This is a genomic window from Streptomyces viridochromogenes DSM 40736 (assembly GCF_000158955.1).
Taxonomy (GTDB): Bacteria; Actinomycetota; Actinomycetes; order Streptomycetales; family Streptomycetaceae; genus Streptomyces; species Streptomyces venetus.
Map to the genome: position 1 here is coordinate 686209 of NZ_GG657757.1, position 20305 is coordinate 706513.

15 protein-coding genes are annotated in these 20305 nt (G+C 70.5%); 8 read left to right on the plus strand and 7 right to left on the minus strand.

Going from position 1 to position 20305, the window contains the following annotated elements:
* The first annotated feature begins 229 nt into the window (after positions 1–229).
* The 3 genes from SSQG_RS03130 to SSQG_RS03135 all read left to right on the plus strand — a co-directional run bounded on the left by SSQG_RS03130 (position 230) and on the right by SSQG_RS03135 (position 5718).
* Positions 230–2683, plus strand: a complete 2454-nt coding sequence (locus SSQG_RS03130) for a SpoIIE family protein phosphatase (protein WP_003988237.1) — start codon at positions 230–232, stop codon at positions 2681–2683.
* Positions 2684–2700: 17 nt separating this feature from the next.
* Entirely contained in the window at positions 2701–2856 is a 156-nt protein-coding gene (locus SSQG_RS43855; RefSeq protein WP_158680989.1) for a hypothetical protein, read from the plus strand.
* 120 nt (positions 2857–2976) lie between these two features.
* The gene (locus SSQG_RS03135; RefSeq protein WP_078506785.1) at positions 2977–5718 is read left to right on the plus strand and encodes a SpoIIE family protein phosphatase/ATP-binding protein; all 2742 of its coding nucleotides are present in this window, start codon (positions 2977–2979) and stop codon (positions 5716–5718) included.
* 48 nt (positions 5719–5766) lie between these two features.
* Here SSQG_RS03135 and SSQG_RS03140 read toward each other — a convergent pair whose 3' ends face one another.
* The gene (locus SSQG_RS03140; RefSeq protein ID WP_078507008.1) at positions 5767–7011 is read right to left on the minus strand and encodes a PucR family transcriptional regulator; all 1245 of its coding nucleotides are present in this window, start codon (positions 7009–7011) and stop codon (positions 5767–5769) included.
* A gap of 333 nt (positions 7012–7344) precedes the next feature.
* Here SSQG_RS03140 and SSQG_RS03145 point away from each other — a divergent pair, with 333 nt between their 5' ends.
* On the plus strand, positions 7345–8175 hold the full coding sequence (locus SSQG_RS03145; RefSeq protein WP_003988241.1) for a DUF4394 domain-containing protein: 831 nt from the start codon (positions 7345–7347) through the stop codon (positions 8173–8175).
* 389 nt (positions 8176–8564) lie between these two features.
* Complete coding sequence (locus tag SSQG_RS03150; protein ID WP_244299029.1) at positions 8565–9467, plus strand: DUF5134 domain-containing protein; 903 nt, start codon at positions 8565–8567, stop codon at positions 9465–9467.
* A gap of 210 nt (positions 9468–9677) precedes the next feature.
* Here the strand turns inward: SSQG_RS03150 and SSQG_RS03155 are convergent, their stop codons facing one another.
* Positions 9678–10817, minus strand: a complete 1140-nt coding sequence (locus SSQG_RS03155; protein ID WP_003988244.1) for a PucR family transcriptional regulator — start codon at positions 10815–10817, stop codon at positions 9678–9680.
* Between the two features lie 87 nt (positions 10818–10904).
* On the opposite strand from SSQG_RS03155, the gene SSQG_RS03160 reads away from it, so the two are divergent.
* Entirely contained in the window at positions 10905–11960 is a 1056-nt protein-coding gene (locus SSQG_RS03160) for a ferredoxin reductase (protein ID WP_003988245.1), read from the plus strand.
* Positions 11961–11967: 7 nt separating this feature from the next.
* On the plus strand, positions 11968–13086 hold the full coding sequence (locus SSQG_RS03165) for a fatty acid desaturase family protein (RefSeq protein WP_003988246.1): 1119 nt from the start codon (positions 11968–11970) through the stop codon (positions 13084–13086).
* Here the strand turns inward: SSQG_RS03165 and SSQG_RS03170 are convergent.
* A complete protein-coding gene (locus tag SSQG_RS03170) occupies positions 13073–13597 on the minus strand; it encodes a GNAT family N-acetyltransferase (protein ID WP_003988247.1) in 525 nt (174 codons plus the stop codon). The genes SSQG_RS03165 and SSQG_RS03170 overlap by 14 nt on opposite strands.
* A 255-nt stretch (positions 13598–13852) precedes the next feature.
* Here SSQG_RS03170 and SSQG_RS03175 point away from each other — a divergent pair, with 255 nt between their 5' ends.
* The gene (locus tag SSQG_RS03175; RefSeq protein ID WP_039931850.1) at positions 13853–15235 is read left to right on the plus strand and encodes an MFS transporter; all 1383 of its coding nucleotides are present in this window, start codon (positions 13853–13855) and stop codon (positions 15233–15235) included.
* A gap of 45 nt (positions 15236–15280) precedes the next feature.
* On the opposite strand, the gene SSQG_RS03180 is transcribed toward SSQG_RS03175, so the two are convergent.
* From SSQG_RS03180 to lnt, 4 genes are all read right to left on the minus strand, one after another.
* Positions 15281–17227, minus strand: coding sequence for a helix-turn-helix domain-containing protein (locus SSQG_RS03180; protein ID WP_003988249.1), 1947 nt, complete (start codon positions 17225–17227; stop codon positions 15281–15283).
* A 73-nt stretch (positions 17228–17300) separates the two neighbouring features.
* Positions 17301–18101, minus strand: a complete 801-nt coding sequence (locus tag SSQG_RS03185; protein ID WP_003988250.1) for a 3-hydroxybutyrate dehydrogenase — start codon at positions 18099–18101, stop codon at positions 17301–17303.
* A 54-nt stretch (positions 18102–18155) separates the two neighbouring features.
* Positions 18156–18635 (minus strand): NUDIX hydrolase, encoded by a 480-nt coding sequence (locus SSQG_RS03190; RefSeq protein WP_003988251.1) that lies wholly within the window; start codon positions 18633–18635, stop codon positions 18156–18158.
* A gap of 68 nt (positions 18636–18703) precedes the next feature.
* The coding region (gene lnt, locus SSQG_RS03195; RefSeq protein WP_244299031.1) for an apolipoprotein N-acyltransferase at positions 18704–20305 on the minus strand (1602 nt) is incomplete at its 5' end.

Here is a 20305-nt window from a genome sequence, read left to right on the forward strand (position 1 = left end):
GGCTGAGGTGTCGTGCTGGCGTTTCCTTCGTGTCGAAGCGCTTCGGAAGCGTTCATCGCCGCATCGCATGAAATCCCATGTATGGGCCACATACGCCACGACGCAGACCCGTCTTTCTCGAACGCACCCACCGGAGCGCCGCGCGGCGGCGCCCCATCTAGGCTGGAAGCAGCCGCTGGAAACCAGCCCTGACGGGCACGGCTGTCCGGACGGAGGCGTGGCGGTGGAGATGGCCGGCAAGCAGGATGAGCCCACTGCCGTTGCCGTGGTCGACCCGGAAGGCACGGTGACCGGCTGGAGCGAGGGCGGTCGACTGCTGCTGGGCTGGACGGCGCAGGACATCGTCGGCCGCCCCGTGACCGACCTGCTGGTCGATCCCCCGCCACCCGGCTTCCCCGAGGGCTACGGCGCCGGCCCGGATCCCACGGGACCTGTTCCCCTGCGCCGCCGGGACGGTTCCACGGTGGACGCCGTCGTGACGGCTCATCCGCTGTCCGGCCCCGACGGGCGGGCACTGGGTCACGCGGTGACCGTCCAGCGCTGGGGAAGACGCCCGGTGATCGCCGACCGGGCCTTCGAGCAGTCGCCCTTCGCGCTCGGTGTGTACGACCCCGATCTGCGGTTCCTGTGGATCAACGCCTCCTCGGGCCGGGTGATCGCGCACTCCGAGGAGCAGGTGCTCGGTAAGAAGTACCGCGAGGTGCTTCCCGAATTCGACCGCTCGCTGTTTCCCGAGAGGGACGACAAGCCCTACACGGACGCGCTCGCCGAAGTGGCGAGGACGGGCGACCCCACGCGTCTCATCACCGTCTTCCGCCCTCGCGGCAGTGACTACGCCAATGCCTGGGCCACCAGCATCTGGCCCGTCCGGGATGCCGGGGGCAGGGTCCGCGCGATCGCCAACTGGGGATTCGACATGAGCGCCGAGTACTGGGCTCGGCAACGCCTGCTCATCCTCAACAAGGCCAGCGGCGGCATCGGCCGGACACTCGACGTGATCGGCACCGCCCAGGAACTGGCCACCACCCCGGTGCCGGAATTCACCGACCTCGTCACCGTGGATCTCTTCGACGAGGTGCTGCGCGGAGAGGAACCACCCTCCGTGTCCGCGCTCACCTCCGGCGAGCCCATCGTGCTGAGCCGTGCCGCCCGGCACAGCGCGCAGGACGACACCGACCGAGCTCCCGGGCCCACGACACCGGTCAGCCACCCTCCCGGTTCGGTCGCCGCCCGCTGCATGGCCACCGGCAGGTCCACGGTCGAGCTCGCCGCCGAACCCGGCCAGGGCGGCGAATGGGCCTTCGGGCCCGGGCTCGCCGCCGACCCGGCCCACTGGCCACCGGGCAACCCGGTGATCGCCGGGTCCATCGCCGCGGACGGGCTGACCGGCCGGATCACCGTGCCGCTGAGGGCGCGCGGCGCGCTGCTCGGGGTCGTCGCCTTCTCCCGGCTCGACCGGCCCGAGGCCTTCACCGCCGACGACCTGATCCTCGCCGAAGAGCTGACCGCCAAGGCGGCCGTCGCCATCGACAACGCCCGCCGCTACTCGCGCGAGCGCACGACCGCGCTGACCCTGCAACGCAGCCTGCTGCCGCAAGGACTGCCGAACCATGAGGCGGTCGAGGTGGCATCCCGCTACCTGCCCGGCGGGGCCGGTGCGGAAGTGGGCGGTGACTGGTTCGACGTCATTGCGCTGTCCGGCGCCCGGGTCGCCCTGGTCGTCGGCGACGTCGTCGGCCACGGCCTGCACGCCTCGGCCAGCATGGGCCGGCTGCGGACGGCGGTCCGCACCCTCGCCGACGTGGACCTGCCGCCGGACGAACTGCTCACCCACCTGGACGACCTGGTCCTCCACCTCGCCGGCGACCTCCAGCCCACCGGTCACTTCCAGCCGGCCGGCGAGACCGGGGCCACCTGTCTGTACACCGTCTACGACCCGGTGTCCCGGCGGTTCATGCTGGCGAGCGCCGGCCATCCCCTGCCGCTGATCATCTCCCCGGACGGCACCGGAACCCCGGTGACCGCCCAGCCGGGACCTCCGCTCGGCATCGGCGGGCTGCCGTTCGAGGCCACCGAGCTCGAACTGCCCGAGGGCAGCCTGCTCGCCCTCTACACCGACGGGCTGCTGGACAGCCGCGCACACGATGTCGACAAGGGGATCGCCGAACTGCGTCGGGTCCTGGACCAGTCGGCCACCTCACTGGAGGCCCTCTGCGACACGGTGATCGACGCGGTGCTCCCCCTTCGCCGCACGGACGACGCGGCCCTGCTGCTCGCTCGCACGCACGCGCTGGCTCCCCAGCACGTCGCCGACTGGGACGTCGAGCCGGACCCCGCGCAGGTGCCGCACGCCAGGAAGTTCGCCGTCGACCAGGTGGACGCCTGGGGTCTGGAGGAGGCCGCCTTCGTCACCGAGCTGGTCGTCAGCGAGTTGGTCACCAACGCCATCAGATACGGCGAACCGCCGATCAAGCTGCGACTGATTCGCGACACCTCCCTGATCTGCGAGGTCTCCGACGCCAGCAACACCGCTCCCCACCTGCGCCGGGCCCGCGTCTTCGACGAGGGCGGCCGGGGCCTGTTGCTCGTCGCCCAGCTCACCCAGGGATGGGGCACCCGGCACACCACCGACGGCAAGACGATCTGGTGCGCGCAGACCCTCCCCCGCTTTGAACCGTACTGAGCATCGTCGCCGCCAGCGTGCCTTCAGCCCCCGGCTCCGACCGCTCCCCGATCCTGCGCTGTGGTGCGTCTCAGCGCGAGGGCCGCGATGTCGTCACCGAGCCTTCCGCCGCTGTGCCGGAGCAGATCCAGGTGCAGCTGGTCGAGCAGCTCGCGGGGTGCTCCGTATCCTGAAGGCGATCTCCCTGGGTGTGGAGAACGCGAGGACGGCTCGCCGTACACATGTTCGATACCCGCCGAACAGGGATGGGGCGCGGCCTGGCCACTTGGGATCACCGGTGTTAAAAAGGTCGCATGGCGAGTCTTTTCGCCCGTTTTCAACGCCTGTCGTTTAAGCGGCTGATCGGCAAGAGCACGCGGAGCGTAGCCGGGCAGGTGTTGGTTTTCCAGGTCGCTCTGGTGGTGCTGCTCGTAGCCTGCGCTGTCTTCGCCCTCATTCTGCAGTCGGAGCGGGACAACGGCGCCGAGGCAAGACGCCGCTCCACCGCCGTGGCACAGACCTTCGCGCACTCGCCGGGTGTCCTGGCGGCATTGCAGACCCCGGACCCGACCAAGGTCCTCCAGCCGCTCACCGAAGCGGCACGCCGGGCCGCCGACGTCGACTTCATCGTGGTCATGGACACCAAGGGCATCCGGTACACGCACCCCTTGCCCGACCGCATCGGAAAGCGCTTCGTGGGCGAGATCGGACCGTCGCTGGCGGGGAAGCTCTACGTGGAGAGCGTCGACGGCCCGCTCGGTCGCGAGGTGCAGGCCACGGTGCCGATCAAGAACCCCGGCAACAAGGTCGTCGGGATCGTCTCGGCCGGGATGAAGGTCAAGAACGTCGAAAGTCAGGTGACCCGGCAACTACCGATCATCCTGGGCGCGGGGGCCGGAGCGCTCTTGTTGTCCGTCGGCGTGACGGCACTGCTGGGCAGGCGGTTGCGACGGCAGACACACAGCCTGGCCCCGGACGAGATGACCCTGATGTACCAGCACCACGACACAGTGCTCCACTCCGTTCGGGAAGGGGTGCTGATCGTCGCCGCCGACGGGCGGGTGATGCTGGCGAACGACGAGGCCAGACGGCTGCTGGAGCTTCCCCCGGACATCGAGGGGCGGCTCGTCTCGGAGCTGCCGGGACTCGATCCCGAGATGAAGGCGCTGCTCACCTCCGGGCGCGAGGCCACCGACGAGGTGCACCTCGCGGGAGAGCGGCTGATCGCGGTCAACCAGCGGCCCACGGGTCGCGAGGGTGGCGCCAGGGAAACGGTGGTGACGCTGCGCGACTCCACCGAGCTGCAGGCGGTGACGGGCAGGGCGGAGGTGGCACGGGAGCGGCTCAGGCTGCTGTACGACGCCGGACTCCACATCGGTACCACCCTGGACGTGCTGCGCACCGCCGACGAGTTGACCCGGGTCCCCATTCCCCGCTTCGCGGACTTCGTCACCGTGGACCTGGCCGACGCCGTCCTGCACGGCGAGGAGCCGGCCCCCACGGGGACGGACATGCGACGCGCGGCCGTGTCCGGCATCGTGGACAACCATCCCCTCACCGAACAGGGCCGGCTCTTCGACTACCTTCCCTCCACGCCCCAGGCACGCGGCTACGGCAGCGGCCACTCCCAGTTGGTGAGCGATCTGCCGACCGCCACGGGCTGGCGCGTGCAGGACCCGGAGCGGGCCAAGGCGATCATCGACTACGGCATCCGCTCCCTCATCACCGCCCCCATCCAGGCCCGTGGCGTCGTGCTGGGAATGGCCACCTTCTGGCGCACGCAACAGCATGAGCGCTTCAACGAAGAGGACGTGTCGCTGGCGGAGGAGTTGGTGGCCCGTGCCGCGATCAGCATTGACAATGCCCGCCGCTACACCCGCGAGCACACCCTGGCGGTCACCCTCCAGCGCAGCCTGCTGCCGCAGGCCATGCCCGAGCAGAACGCCCTCGACATCGCCTACCGCTACCTCCCCGCCCAGTCGGGCGTGGGCGGAGACTGGTTCGACGTGATTCCCCTGCCGGGGAGCCGGGTGGCACTGGCCGTCGGCGATGTGGTCGGCCATGGCCTGCACGCCGCCGCCACGATGGGACGGCTGCGCACCGCGGTCCACAACTTCTCCGCGCTCGATCTGTCACCCGACGAGCTGCTGAGCCACCTGGACGACCTGGTCGGGAGCATCGACCAGAACGAGACGGCGGAGAGTGCAGCGGGCGTCGTGGGCGCCACCTGCCTGTACGGGATCTACGACCCCGTGACGCGCCGCTACGTCTTGGCGCGGGCGGGGCATCTGGCGCCCGCGCTGGTCGGGCCCGACGGAACGGTCACCTTCCCGGACGTGCCCGCCGGTCCACCCCTGGGTCTCGGCGGCATGCCGTTCCAGACCGCGGAGCTGTGCCTCGCCGAGGGGACCCAGCTCGTCCTGTACACCGACGGCCTCATCGAGGATCGCAAGCGCGACCTGGACGTGGGAATGGGGCTCCTGCGCGATGCGCTGACCGGTCACCCCGGCCGGCCGCCCGAGGAGACCTGCCAGGACGTGCTGGACAGGGTGCTCCCCGGGCGCCCCAAGGACGACGTCGCCCTGCTGGTCGCCCGCACGCGGCAACTGCCGCCCGACCGGATCGCCGACTGGGACGTACCACCAGATCCCGCCGCCGTCGCGGGTATGCGCGACGCCGTGTCCCAAAGGCTCGAAGCCTGGGGCCTCGCGGAGTGCGGCTTCACCATGGAGCTCATCCTGAGCGAGCTCATCACCAACGCCATCCGCTACGGCTCCGGGCCGATCCACGTGCGGCTGATCCGCGACCGTACGCTGATCTGCGAAGTGGCTGACAGCAGCAGCACCTCACCGCATCTGCGGTACGCCGCGTCGACGGACGAGGGGGGCCGGGGCCTGTTCCTGGTGTCGCAGATGGCTGAGCGTTGGGGCACCCGGTACACCCCGCAGGGCAAGGTGATCTGGGCCGAGCAGGCGCTGCCCGAGGTCATACAGCGGCCCGCCCCGAGTCCCGCCGACGCGGACACACCCCTGGACCACGAGGCAGCCGACCCGTGATTCAGGTCGTTGCACAGGGACTGTCACCGGTCCGGCGCCCGAAGCGTTTCAGCGCCATGCCCCCGACAGGCGCCGGGTGACCACGGCACTGAAGGTGCGCACGCCTCGTGTCGATCCAGGGTCGATACCCGTGAGCTCACGGACCCGGCGCAGGCGGTAGTCCAAGGTGCGGGTGTGGACGTTGAGCGAGGTCGCCGTGGCACCGCGGTGCATGTCGTGGCGGTAGTACGCGTCGAGGGTGGTGAGGAGGTCAGGGCCGGTCTCCAGGCGGCGAGCCAGGGAGCGAAGCCAGTCGTCGACGAGTGGCACGTCCCCGACGGCGAGCTCGACGAAGACATCGGCCAGGGTGTGCGGCCGCAGCCGGACGGATGCCCGACGCGGCGGGGCTGCCCGGCTGATCCGGCGGGCACGGTCCAGAGCGTCGGCCAGCTCCGGCAGCGGTGCGACGGACGTGCCGACGGCGCAGGGACGGCCGAGGGCCTGGGCGAAGTCCCGTACGAGGTCCGGCAGGTGGTCGGGGGTGAGGTCGGGTGAGAGGTCGGGAACAGCGTGCGGCGGTGCGCTTCCCGCCGCCTCGGGGCCGGAGAACAGCGGAAGCAGGGTGATCAGCTCACCGCTCCCGTCGCCGCACTCCGGCCCCCACATGATCGGCGCACGGTGGCTCTTCACGAGCGCCCCGATCTCGTTTTCCAGGAAACGATCGATGGTGGGCCGGTCCGGAATACGAAAGACCGTCACCGCGTAGCGGTCCGGGAGTTCCATGCCGACGGCTGCGGCGAGTTCCGCTGAAATCGGATCTCCGTTCAGCAATGACCGGGCCAGCAGGGCGACCTGCTCGGTGTACGGCATTCGGCGGCGCAGTACGCGTACGAATCCCTGGCGGTAGGAAGCGATGCCTCGTTCGCCCTGGGGGGCGAACCAGGTCATCATGCGCATGAGTTCGTCGACACCGCCGCCGCGCTGGGCCTCGGTCGCCTCGTTGATCTCACGCAGCATGAGGGCGGTGTGCACGCGCAGCACCCGCTGCCGCGCGCCGAGCGACATCCCCGCACCTGCCCGCAGCTCCCCCATCGACGCGATGTAGCCGAGATCGCCTCCGGTCAACTCACTGTTGTCCGGCGAGAGTTCGACGGTACGACGCCGGAACCACATCGAGTGTTCCAGCGTCTCGGCCCGCGCCCGGGAGTCCTTGTCCAGGAACCCGAACTCCGGGATCTCACGCGTGTACGTCTCGACCTCACGACGGGCGTTGGTCGACGCCTGCCGGGCCAGCTCGGCGAAGAGGCTCCCCATGAACGCGAGCATGCCATTCAGGACAAGCAGGCCGACAGGGGAGATCCGGACGGCCTTCATCACTCCGCACAAAACGGCGTCAGGTGTATCGACAGTGCCTTTATCACAGTGCGCAAAATTCCCGGATCGGGGTGTTCCAGTCACCCCTTCTGCTTGTGGAGGAACTGTGAAGCGGCCTTAATGAGAACCGCCTTCGGCATGACCACGGTGATCAATACCGGCAGTAGCAAACGGAATTCACGGCCAGGCGCCGCGAATGGCGCTCACCCCAACGGGAGGGAAACTCCGATGGCAGCAGACACGAGAAAGAGAATCATGGCGGCGGTCGCGGTCATGGTCACCTCGACGACGCTCATGCTCGGCGCACCCGGCACCGGCTCGGCCGCTCCCGCCGCCACGCCCAGCCTGCGCGCCTTCGGGATCAGTGGTGATGGCACCCTGATGGCCACGTTCATGACCGACCGGCCGCAGGTCCTCGACTGGGTCAGGACCGTCACCGGCCTCAGCGGCGACACAGGCCTGATCGGGATCGACTTCCGGGTGCAGGACGGCCTCATGTACGGCGTCGGCAACAAGGGCGGCATCTACACGATCAAGACCCCGCCGACCACCACGGACGTGGTGGTCACCAAGGTGTCCCAACTCCAGTACGCGCTGCACGGCGCGAACTTCGGCGTCGACTTCAACCCCGCGGCCGACCGCCTGCGCGTGATCAGTGACAACGGCCAGAACCTGCGGCACAACCTCAACGACCACAGCACCATCCAGGATCTGAACCTCACCACCCCGCCGATCGAGGGCACGACCAAGGGTGTCTCGGCCGCCGCCTATACGAACAACGACCTCAACGCGGCCACCGCGACCACGCTCGTCGACATCAACACGACCACGGACCAGGTCGTCCTCCAGTCCCCGGCGAACAACGGCACACTCGCCCCGACCGGCAGCCTCGGCATCGACGCCGGAATCAACGCCGGCATGGACATCTACAGCACCCTGTCCGGCGGGAAGACGGTCGACAACGCCGCGTTCGCCTCCCTCACCCCCTACGGCGCCAACACCCCCTCGCTGTACGGCATCAACATCTTCACCGGCCAGGCCACCTCCATCGGCCAGTTCCCGCTGAACATCACGGACCTGGCCATCTCCCTCACCGGATCCTGACCCCCGGCCCTCGCCGCGGCCCGGCCAACACCAGCCCGCGGCGAGCCCCTTGGTATCGGGACGCCACCCGAGGAAGCCCAGCGGGGCGCGTAATCCGCAGCGCGGCTACGACGTGCTCGGGGCCGGTGAGGACGTCTTCGCTGAGCGCCCTGGCAGCAGCACGAACCCTGCCGTCCGAGGCCGCCGTGCGCCGCCTGGTCACGGTCACCCTGGCCGGCGTGCGCCCTTGACCGCACTGACGCCCTCAGGGAGGAAACTCCCGCTCGCTGAACACCTCTTGGCTCCCCTACGTACTGAGGGCATCCACAGATGACAGCCAGAGGACGACCCACGTCGACGCGCCCGCTGACCACCGCGCACGCGACGGCCGGTCGATGCGGAGGGCAGCAATGGGAAGTCCGGCTCTTACGTGGACGCTGGCGGCCGTCTCCGTACTCGTGACTGTCGTGAGCGCGGCCCGGCTCGCCGCGGCGGACAGCGGAGAGGCCCGGTTCGCGGCCGGCGGCGACATCGTCATGGCCGGTGGCATGGCCGCGATGTTCCTTCCCACGACTGCAGCCAGCTTCGGAGACCACGGCCTGTGGTGGGTCACGGCCTTCACCGCCGTCGGCCTCGGCGGTGTGGCCCTGTCCGTGCGCCACGCTCGGTTGCACGGCTGGCAACACGGTCGCCGCTGGGTGCACCACGTCATCGGCAGTGCCGCGATGGTGATCATGACGCTGGCCATGCCGGGCACCGACTCCGCGCCGGCTCTGGCTCTGGGCGGGCACTCGATGGCCGGCATGAGCCACGGACATGGCTATGGGTCCGCCGGGACGTCCGACGCCTCCGAGATGATGGGCCACGCCGGGACAGAGGGCATGGAGCACTCCTCTGGGATGACCTCGCACGACATGACGACCGGCGCCGCCCACAGCGCTGCGGCGGGAGGCTCCGCTCCTGTGTGGCGGGCCGTTCTGTTCGCTCTGGCCGTGTACTTCCTGCTCTCGATCGTCGCGTCCGTCTGGGCACGACTGCGCGGCACCGATCGGCAGTCGGGTGCGGGCCGCGGCGCAGGAAGGGGCCGCTGGGCACGGCGACTGCTCGCCCTGCCCGACGCAATCGTGGTGTTCGTCGCCTCCCTCGCCCTTTCCGTATGGGACAAGGCCCGGCCAGGAGGGAACAAGCGCCGGGCACACGCGGCAGCAGGCAGCCGCCGTCGCCCGCCGGGTACGTCACCGGGCGCAGCCCTGACGGCCCACATCGGCATGGGCGGCACGATGTGCGCCATGCTCGTCATGATGGCCGGTTGACGCCTCCGTCGCCCCGGCTTCTCACAGGCCGAAGCTCCCGCGGACAGTCCCTGGAGCTACCGGGGCACCGCAGGGCGTACATGCGCACCGAATTCAGACTCCGGTGCGAAGTCTCCGGCGTGGGGAGACACCGCTCAGTGGGCGCCGGGGAGTCGCGGCACGATTCCTGGACCCGCTCGCGGACGCGGTCGTGGACGGTCGACGTACGCGTCAGGGGGTCCGAAGACCGACCGCCAGCGTGAGTTCAAGGACCCGGTGTGGCGATGCGAGATCCGGAAACAGCTCCCGCAGCTGCGACATCCGGTACCGGACCGTCTGGGGGTGGACGAACAACGCCGCCGCCACCTCGTCCCGCCTGCCCTGGTGCAGCAGCCACTCCCGCAACGTCTCCTCCAGCCGCCGCGCGGTCGCGACAGGCAAGGTCCGCAACGGTGCGAGGGCTCGGGCACGCAGGTCTGCGTACGCGTCCGCGTCGGCGCTCAGCACCAGCTCGGGCAGGTGGTCCTCGGTGTCGCGGATGTCGGAGGAGAGCAAGCGCGCGCGGACGGCTCGTGCGTACGAGGCGCACGCACGCGTCCATGGCCGGGCCGGGCCGGCCACAGCGGTGCGGCCGGTGAGCTGCCGCAGGAGATGTGATCGGTCGGCATCGGGGACGAGCAGCACACCGGTGGCGTCCGGCAGATCGTCCAGGACGAGGGTGCTCGGGTCGAGCGTGCGGTAGGCAGGCCGGGCCTGGGCGGCGGGCAGCAGGACCGCGGTCAGTGAAACCGGAGGCTGCCACCCGGCCCGTTGAGCGGAGGCCAGCAGCACGTCCGGGCTCGCGCCGGCGAGGAGGTCGCGGGCCAGGTGTTCCAGGTGGAGCTCGTGGGCCCTGCCCCGGGCGGCCAGTTCGTCGGCGTGGCCCGCGGCGCTCGCGGCGGAGAGCTCGTCGATGTAGGCGAAGGTCAGCTCGGCGAACTTGGCGACCTCGGCAGCGGGCAGACCTGCGGGTACGGCACCCGCTGCCAGGCATCGCCAGGCCACGCGGGCGCCGACACGGTAGGCGCTGAGCAGGGCGTCCATCGAACGGCCGTCGCGCACCTCGCCGCGGCCCAGCTCGTAGGCAGCGTCACCGGCGTCGCCGCCTGAGGCGTTCCCGCTCGCGAGGTCCAGGTAGTGTCCCAGGGCGGTGCGGACGGCTCGGCGGATGGTGGCGCCCATGTGGCCCGAAAGGGCGTTGGCGTAGGGAGGGACCTCGTCGATGATCGCCTGGACCACCTCGTCGGCGGTGCTCTTCAGCGCGGCCCGAAGTGCGGTGACCGTCGTCTCATCCAGGGCCAGTTCGCTGGCCCTCCGGATTGCATGGCTCACGTTTTTGTTCCCTGCGAACAATTCAGTCGGCCAGATTCACATCCTACGGTCAGGACTTTACGCCCTGCGGCACAGCAAGCTGAAGTCATGACGAGTGCAGCCCTCCGCAGCAGGGCGTGGAAACTGCTGGAGATGGTCACGACGCCGCTGCTGCCGTCGGACTACCTCGACCTGGTCAGCCCGCTGCGTGCGGGCGCTGACCTGCGTGGGCGGATCGAGGCCGTGCACCCCGAGACGGCTGACGCCGCGACCGTCGTGATCAGGCCGGGACGGGGCTGGCGCGGCCACACGGCCGGTCAGTACGTGCGGATCGGGGTCGACGTCGACGGGGTGCGCCTGTGGCGTGCCTACTCGCTCACCTCACCGGCGAACCGCCAGGACGGCCGCGTCACGATCACCGTGAAGGCGATCCCGGACGGCAAGGTCAGCAATCACCTGGTCCGCAGGGCGAAACCGGGCACCCTGATCCAGCTCGACCAGGCGACCGGTGACTTCGTGCTGCCGCAGGCCAAACCCGCCAAGGTGCTCTTCCTGACGGCCGGCAGCGGCATCACGCCCGTGATGGGCATGCTGCGCGACACCGAGTTCGACGACGTCGTCATGGTCCACTGCGCGCCACAGCCGCAGGACGTGATCTTCCGCGACGAGCTGCGGGCCCTGGTCGCGGACAAGAAGCTTCAGCTCACCGAGGTGCACACCGACACGGACGGCATGCTCGACATCGCCCGTCTCGAGGAACTCGTGCCCGACTGGGCCGAGCGCGAGACCTGGGCGTGCGGGCCCGCTGGCCTGCTCGACGCCGCCGAAGAGCACTGGAGCGAGCACGGCGTACAAGAGCGCCTGCACACCGAACGCTTCCGCCCCAGCATCGTCGTCGCCGGCGACGGCGGCGAGGTCACGTTCAGCGCCACCGGCAAGAGTGTCGACGCGGACGGCGCCACGCCGTTGCTCGACGTCGGCGAGGAGGCCGGCGTGCTCATGCCCTCCGGGTGCCGCATGGGCATCTGCTTCGGCTGCATCACGCCGCTCAAGGCGGGCGCCGTCCGCGACCTGCGCACCGGCGAGATCACCGAGGCCGAGCCGGGCGTCCTCATCCAGACCTGCGTGTCCGCCGCGGCGGGCCCCTGCGACATCGAACGGTAGGATCATCTTGACCGCAATCGACCCCACCGCCCACCTGACCGCTGAGCAGATCGAGGAGCTCGGCCGCGAGCTGGACGCGATCCGCGACGAGGTGATCGCCGGCCGTGGCGAGAAGGACGCCGCCTACATCCGTAAGGTCATCTCGGCGCAGCGCAAGCTCGAGCTGGTCAGCAGGGGCGTGCTGCTGTTCTCGTTCTTCCCGCCCGCGTGGTTGATCGGCACCGCCGGCCTGTCCGTGGCGAAGATCATGGACAACATGGAGATCGGCCACAACATCCTGCACGGTCAGTGGGACTGGATGCGGGACCCGAAGATCCACTCCACCACCTGGGAATGGGATCACGTCTCGCCGGCCGACCAGTGGAAGCACTCGCACAACGAGCTGCACCACACGTACACCAACGTGATCGGCAAGGACAACGACCTCGGCTACGGCATCATGCGCGTCGACGAGGACCAGAAGTGGCACCCCTTCCACCTCGGCCAGCCGCTGTGGAACTTCATCAACGCCTGCTTCTTCGAGTACGGCATCGCGGCATACGACCTGGAGCTCGGCAAGAACCTGAACAAGCGCCGCCGTAAGAACCCGGAGTTCCGCGCGCGGGCCAAGGCCGTGGGTCGCAAGATCCGCAAGCAGGTGCTCAAGGACTACGTGGTCCACCCGCTGCTGTCGGGCCCGTCGTTCCTCCCCACGCTCGCCGCCACGTTCACCGCGAACCTGGTCCGGAACATCTGGTCCCACTCGGTGATCATGTGCGGACACTTCCCCGAGGGCGTACAGGTCTTCGAGCGCCGTTCGATCAAGGGCGAGACGCGCGGCCAGTGGTACCTGCGCCAGATGATGGGCTCGGCGAACATCAGCGGCAGCAAGGCCATGCACTTCATGACCGGCAACCTGTCGCACCAGATCGAGCACCACCTGTTCCCGGACCTGCCGAGCAACCGGTACGCCGAGGTCGCGGTGAAGGTGCGCGCGTTGTTCGAGAAGTACGAGCTGGAGTACGTCACCGGGCCGCTGCCCAAGCAGGTGTTCTCCGCATGGCGCAAGGTCGTCCGGCTCTCGCTGCCGAACAGGAAGCCCAAGGTCAAGATGCCGGACCGCGAACAGGAGCTCATCGCGGCCTGATTCCCGATATTGGTTCAGACCTTTCCTCCGAAGGAATACGGAACTCGAATTCGGGACGGTCCCACGGCACGGCGGGCGGGTTCGCAAACGCGGTCCCGGTCCGCACTGCGCCGACGCGATGGTAGAAGTCCTCGGCGGGAAGATGCGACACGACCTTGACACGGTCGATCCCGGCGGCACGCGCCTCGGACCGCATGTGCGCGACGAGCCGTCGTCCGATACCCCGTCCTTGCGCTTCGTCGGCGACGAACAGCAGGTCGAGCTCCGGTGGCGCGAGGACGAGCGAGTAGAACCCGAGGACCCGGCCGCCATGCTCGTCGGCGCCCACGGCCACGAAGGCGCGGTGGGCCTCGATGTAATCAGGACCGACCCGGTAGCCCGCGACCGCGGATGCGTACTTACCCTGGTAGGCGCCCGAACCACGCACGAGTCGCGTGAGCCGTTTGGCATCTCGCGCGACGGCCCTCCGTATCGTGATCGGCTCGCTGACCGGGGAAGTGCGTGAACTCATCGGGCCAGTATTTCGCACCGGAGAGTGCCTTCCTGCGACGGATCGTCGCAAGCCGCGCCGCAGCGCTCGCGAGCAACGCACCTCGGACAGTGCTCTCGCAGGCCTATGTGAGCCCCTCCGCCCGCACCGTCATGGTGCCCCCACGCACTCCCACCCCCAGAACTATGGTGTCCCACCACATACGCCACTGACCTGCGGCTTCCTACGGTATGGCGACACACAACCGTCCCCGCCAACCGCCTGGAAGTGGTGCCGATGACCTCCCCCGCGACCGCTCCCCCACCCCCCGCCAGCCTCAAGCGCATCGTCGCCGCCAGCCTCATCGGCACCACCATCGAGTGGTACGACTTCTTTCTCTACGGCTCCGCCGCCGCGCTCGTGTTCAACAAGCTGTTCTTCCCGGACTCCGACCCGCTCGTCGGCACGCTGCTGTCGTTCCTGACCTACGCGGTCGGATTCGCCGCCCGGCCACTGGGGGCGCTGGTCTTCGGGCACTACGGTGACCGGCTCGGGCGCAAGAAACTGCTGGTGCTGAGCCTGTTGATGATGGGCGGGGCGACCTTCGCGATCGGGCTGCTGCCGACGCACGCGAGCATCGGCACGGCCGCGCCGGTCCTGCTCACCGTGCTCCGGCTGGTCCAGGGGTTCGCGCTCGGCGGTGAGTGGGGCGGTGCCGTGCTGCTGGTGTCGGAGCACGGGGACGCGCGACGGCGCGGGTTCTGGGCCTCGTGGCCGCAGACCGGCGCGCCGGCGGGGCAGTTGCTGGCGACCGGTGTGCTGTCCCTGCTGACGGCGCTGCTGTCGGACGCCGCGTTCGGCAGCTGGGGCTGGCGGATCCCGTTCCTGCTCTCCGGGGTGCTGGTGATCGTCGGTTTGTGGATTCGTCTGTCTGTCGATGAATCGCCCGTCTTCAAGCAGGCGTTGGCGCAGGCCGAGGCCCGCAAGGCGGACCGGTCCCGGGACGCGGAGAAGCTGCCGCTCGTCGCCGTGCTGCGGCACCACTGGCGTGACGTCCTGATCGCGATGGGGGCGCGCATGGCGGAGAACATCAGCTACTACGTCATCACCGCGTTCATCCTCGTCTACGCCACCACCTCGGCCGGCCTCTCCAAGCAGACGGCGCTCAACGCGGTGCTGATCGCCTCGGCCGTGCACTTCGCGGTCATCCCGGCCTGGGGCGCGCTCTCCGACCGGATCGGGCGTCGGCCTGTCTATCTGATGGGTGCAGTCGGGGTGGGGCTGTGGATGTTCCCGTTCTTCTCGCTGATCGACACCGGCGGCTTCGGCAGTCTGCTGCTCGCCGTCACGGTCGGGCTGGTGCTGCACGGCGCGATGTACGCGCCCCAGGCCGCGTTCTTCTCGGAGATGTTCGCCACCCGGATGCGGTACTCCGGTGCCTCGATCGGCGCCCAGTTCGCCTCGGTCGCGGCCGGCGCGCCCGCGCCGCTGATCGCCACCGCGCTGCTGTCCGACTACGGCAGCTCCACGCCGATCGCCCTGTACGTCATCGGCGCCGCGGTGCTCACGGTCGTCGCGGTGGCAGCGGCCAAGGAGACCCGCCACCGGGACCTGGCCGACGTCGACCCCGCCGACGACGCGGACCGCACGACGGCCCCGGCAGACGCCCGCACCGTCTGAGACGGCCCCGCACCGACCCCCGTGCGTCCGAGAGGCGTTCGGGGGTCAGTGCTGTGCCGGTACCGACAACCGGTGCAGTCGCAGGGCGAGTTGTATCTCCAGGGCGCGGGCCGGACACTGCCAGTCGTCGCCGAGGAGGCGGCCGACACGCTCCAGGCGCTGGGCGACGGTGTTCACATGGACGTGCAGTTCGTCCTTGGTGCGGGCAGGGCTCATACCGCAGGCGAAGTACGCGTCGAGGGTGCGCAGCAGTTCGGTGCCGCGCCGGGCGTCGTACGCGACGACCTCGCCGATGGTGCGGTCGACGAAGCCCGGGATGTCCCGGTCCCCGGCCAGGAGCAGGCCCAGGAAGCCGAAGTCCTCAGCGGCCGCCCCGTCCCCGGTGCGGCCGAGAAGCCGCAGGGCGTCGAGGCAGCGCCGGGCCTCCCCGTAGGCCGTGGCCACGGTGTCGGGGTGGGCGGCGAGGTCCTCGGTGGGTGCGGAGGCGCCGACGGTGACCGGGGCGTGGACCGCGGTGCCCAGGTGCCGGGCGGCGCGGCGGGCCAGGTCGGTTGCGGTGTCGCGGGGGCCGAGCGGCAGCAGCAGGACCGTACCGCCGTCCCGCGCGGCGGCCAGGCCGCGCCGGGTGGCGGCGAGGTGGGACGCGGCGGCCGCCAGTCGTCTGCGGGCGTCCGCCTCCTGGTCGGCGTCGGCGGCGTCGCCCTCCAGCCGCGCGGTCAGCACCACGTGGACGGCGTCGAGGTCGGCGTGCAGGCGGCTCGCGCGCTCGCGCAGCAGGCGCGGATCACGGTCCCGGGCGTCGAGCAGGTCGTCCAGCAGTTCGCCGCGCACGCGCTGCTCGGCCTCGGCGGCGGACCGGCGGGCCAGGAGCAGCAGGGACGTGACCATGGCGGCACGCTCCAGGGTGCGCTGGTCGACGGGGTCGAGCCCCGGGTGGCCGCGCAGCACGAGCGCCCCGAGCAGTTCGCCACCGGCGGCGACGGCGGCGATCCAGTCGTCCTGGTGCCGCACCGCGTGCCCCTCCGCGCGGGAGATCTCCAGGGCCTCGGCCGGTGCCGCGGCGGCCTCGGCGAACTCGACCGTGCCGTCGAGGACCTCGGAGACCGCGGCGGCCACGTCGTGGACCCCGCCGCCCCGCAGCACAAGCTCGGCGAGCCGGTCGTGCACGTCGGAGGCGCGCTCGATGACGCCGCTGCGATCCTGGATGATCTCGTTGGCCCGCTCCAGGCCGGCGAGGGCCGACCGGGTCTCGGCGAGCAGGTTGGCGGTGTCGATGGCCGCCGCCGCGAGGGCCGCGAAGGAGCCGAGCAGGGCGATCTGCTCCCGCTCGAAGACCCGGGCGCGCCGGTCCGCGGCGAACAGCACGCCGATGACGTGGTGCCCGAGCGTCAGCGGCACGCCGAGGATCGCGACGAGCCCCTCGTCCCGCACGCCCGCGTCGATGGTGAGGGTGTGCTGGAAGCGGGCGTCCTTGAAGTAGTCGTCGGTGACGTAGGGGCGTGCGGTCTGGGCGACCAGACCGCCGAGGCCCTCCCCCATGCCCAGCCGCAGCTGCTGGAACCGGGCCGCGACCGAGCCCTCGGTGACCCGCATGTAGGTGTCGCCCCGGGCCGGGTCGTTCAGGCTGAGGTAGGCGACGTCCGTGCCCAGCAGCGACCGGGCGCGCTGCACGATCGCCTGGAGCACGGCGTCCAGGTCACGCAGCCCCGCGAGGTCGTGGGCGGTCTCGAACAGTGCGGACAGCTCGGCCTCGCGCCGACGCCGTCCCTCCAGCTCGGAGCGCACGCGCAGGGCGAGCGGCTTGGCCTGCTGGAGCGCGGCGATCCACTCCGCGGGGCGTCCTTCGGCACGCGCGAGCAGCACCGGCTGCTCGTAGGCCTCGGCGGACGCGCCGCGGGCCAGGAGCTCGAGGTAGGGCGTCTCGGCGCCGGCCGGCGGCGCTTCCGCGGCGTCGGCCCGGCGCTCGGCTGACTGCACATGATCGCTGGACATGCTCTCAGGATTCACCATCGCCGGGCCGTCGCGTCAGCCCTGTGGAAAACCTTCCGGCCGTGGGTGCCGCCGCTCAGTGGGCGGTCCAGCCGCCGTCGAGCACGAGCGAAGTGCCGGTCACGAAGGACGCCTGCGGGCCGCACAGATAGGCCACGGCCTCGGCGACCTCGTCCGGTTCGATGAGCCGTTTGACGGCGCTGTCCTTGAGCAGCACCTCCGTCAGGACACGCTCCTCGGAGATGCCGTGCGCCCGCGCCTGGTCGGCGAGCTGCTGCTCCACCAGTGGGGTGCGCACATAGGCCGGGTTGACACAGTTCGAGGTGACACCGTGGGGTGCGCCCTCCAGGGCGGCGGTCTTGGACAGTCCCTCCAGACCGTGTTTGGCGGCCACATAGGCCGACTTGTAGGCCGAGGCGCGCAGCCCGTGGACGGACGACACGTTCACGATGCGGCCCCATCCCTGCCCGTACATGTGGGGCAGGGCACCGCGGATGAGCCGGAACGGCGCCTCCAGCATCACGGTGAGCACCGTGTGGAAGACATCGGCCGGGAACTCCTCGATGGGCCGCACCATCTGGAGTCCGGCGTTGTTGACGAGGACGTCGGTGCCCGCGGCGGCGTGTTCGGCGGCGTCCAGGTCGGTGAGGTCGAGGACGTGCGGCTCGACGGTGCCCGCCAGGTCGCGGCCCTGTTCGGCGAGCGCGTCCAGACCCGCGGCGTCCCGGTCGACGGCTCTCACCTTCGCCCCGGCCGCCGCGAGCCGCAGCGCGCAGGCGCGGCCGATGCCGCCGGCGGCGCCGGTGACGAGCGCGGTGCGGCCGCCGAGGTCGAGAGCAGAGGCGTGGGGAGCCGGAAGGACACGGGGCGCGGTCATGTCTCGACCCTAGGCAGCGCCCCCGCACTGCCCCATGTGGTCTTACCCCATAGTTCAGCTGGAGGTAGTGGGGGCGAACCATGTGGGGGCGTCGGACAGCGCCTGTTTGATACGCAGCAGTCCGCCCTCGTCCAGCTCGGGCAGGGCGTCGATGTCGAACCAGCCCACGTCCAGCGACTCGTCGTCGTTGACCCGTGCCTCGCCACCGACGGCCCGGCAGCGGATGGTGATGTCCATGTACTGGCAGGTGTCGCCGTTGTCGTAGGTGACGGGGTCGAGTGACTGGACGAGGACGATCCGTTCGGCGACGCAGTGCACGGCCGTCTCCTCGTAGACCTCCCGCACGGCGCAGGCCGCGGGCTGCTCACCCGGGTCCGGGATGCCTCCGATCACGGACCACTTGCGCGTGTCGGAGCGGCGGTTGAGCAGCACTCTGCCCTCGTCGTCGAAGACGAGGGCGGTGACTCCGGGGAGCCAGAGCAGCTGATGACCGGCCGAGGCGCGCAGGGTGCGGATGAAGTCAGGAGTAGCCATGGCGACGACCCTAATCGGCAGGTCGCGGCGGTCCGGTGGGTTTGGGGCAGTGTGCTCCCGGCGTACGGCTACACGTCACCGGCGCGTCGCCGGCGCGGGCCGGCGGCGACGGCCCAGCCGAGCCCGCCGGCCGCGACCAGCACGAGCGCGATCTCCGGCAGCACGCCCAGGTGCGTGGCCGGGGTCTGCGAAGAGCGCAGCGGGACCTTCTGCACCAGCGAGTCGGCCACGAACATGCCGGTCTTCTGGGTGATCCTGCCGTCCGGCATGATGATCGCGCTGACACCGCTGGTCACCGGCACCGTCACGGTCCGGCTGTGCTCGACGGCGCGGACGCGGGACATGGCGAGCTGCTGGTAGGTCATCTCGCTGCGGTCGAAGGTGGCGTTGTTGCTCGGTACGGAGATCATCTGGGCGCCGTCGGTCACCTCGGAGCGCACGGTCCAGTCGAAGGCGGCCTCGTAGCAGGTGACGAGGCCGACCTTGGCGCCGTCCATGGTGAACACACCCGGCTCGGTGCCCCGGCTGAAGTCCTGGCGGACCATCGCCGTCCAGTTCTCGTTGATCGCACCGATGAGCGAGCGCAGCGGCAGGTACTCGCCGAACGGCTGGATCTGGCGCTTGTCGTACGTGTCGACGGGGCCCTTCGCCGGGTCCCAGAGGATCTGCTCGTTGTACAGCTTGCCGTCCCGCTCGACGACACCGCCGACGGAGATGGGTACGCCTATCGCCTTGGCCGCCGCGTCGATCACGGCGCGGGCGTCGGGGTTGGCGAAGGGGTCGATGTCGGAGGAGTTCTCCGGCCACAGCACGAAGTCGGGCCGTGCGACCTTGCCCGCTTTGACCTTCGCGGCGAGGCGTTCGGTCTCGCGGGCGTGGTGGTCGAGTACGGCGCGCCGCTGGGAGTTGAAGTCGAGACCCGCGCGGGGCACGTTGCCCTGGATCGCCGCGACGGTCACGCTGCCGTCCTCGGCCTGGGCGCTCACCAGCGGCCGGGCGGCGAGCGCCCCCAGAAATGGGACGCCCATGCTCAACACGGCGACGGCTGCCGCGGCGGGCCGCACGACCCCGGTGGCCCGCCTCCGCAGACCGAGACGCACGACCTCGTAGAGGCCGAAGCCGCACAGGACGACCGCGAAGCCGAGCACCGGAGTGCCGCCCACCGCGGCGAGCGGCAGGAACACTCCGTCCGCCTGCCCGAACGCGATCTTCCCCCAGGGGAAGCCCTCGAACGGCACGCGCGCGCGTGCCGCCTCGCCGGCGACCCACACGGCGGCCGCCCACACCGGGGAGCCGGGCAGCTTGGACACGACCGTGAGACCGGCGCCGACCAGGGCGACGAAGACCGCCTCGATGGCCACCAGGGCGAGCCAGGGCCCGGGGCCGACCTCCACTCCGGTCCACACCAGCAACGGCAGCAGGAAGCCGAGCCCGAAGAGGTAGCCGAGGCCGAGCCCCGCCTTCCAGCTCCGGCCGCGCAGCACCCAGCCGAAGACGGCGAAGGCCGGCAGGGCCAGCCACCACAGGGTGCGCGGCGGGAAGCTGACATACAGGAGCAGGCCGGAGAGCGCGGCTGCGGCGGCCGGAACAAGGCGTCGGAACCGCCGGGCCCAGGGGCGCGCCCCGGGCGCGACCCGCGGCTCCAGCTGGTCCGACTCGCCGACGGAGGT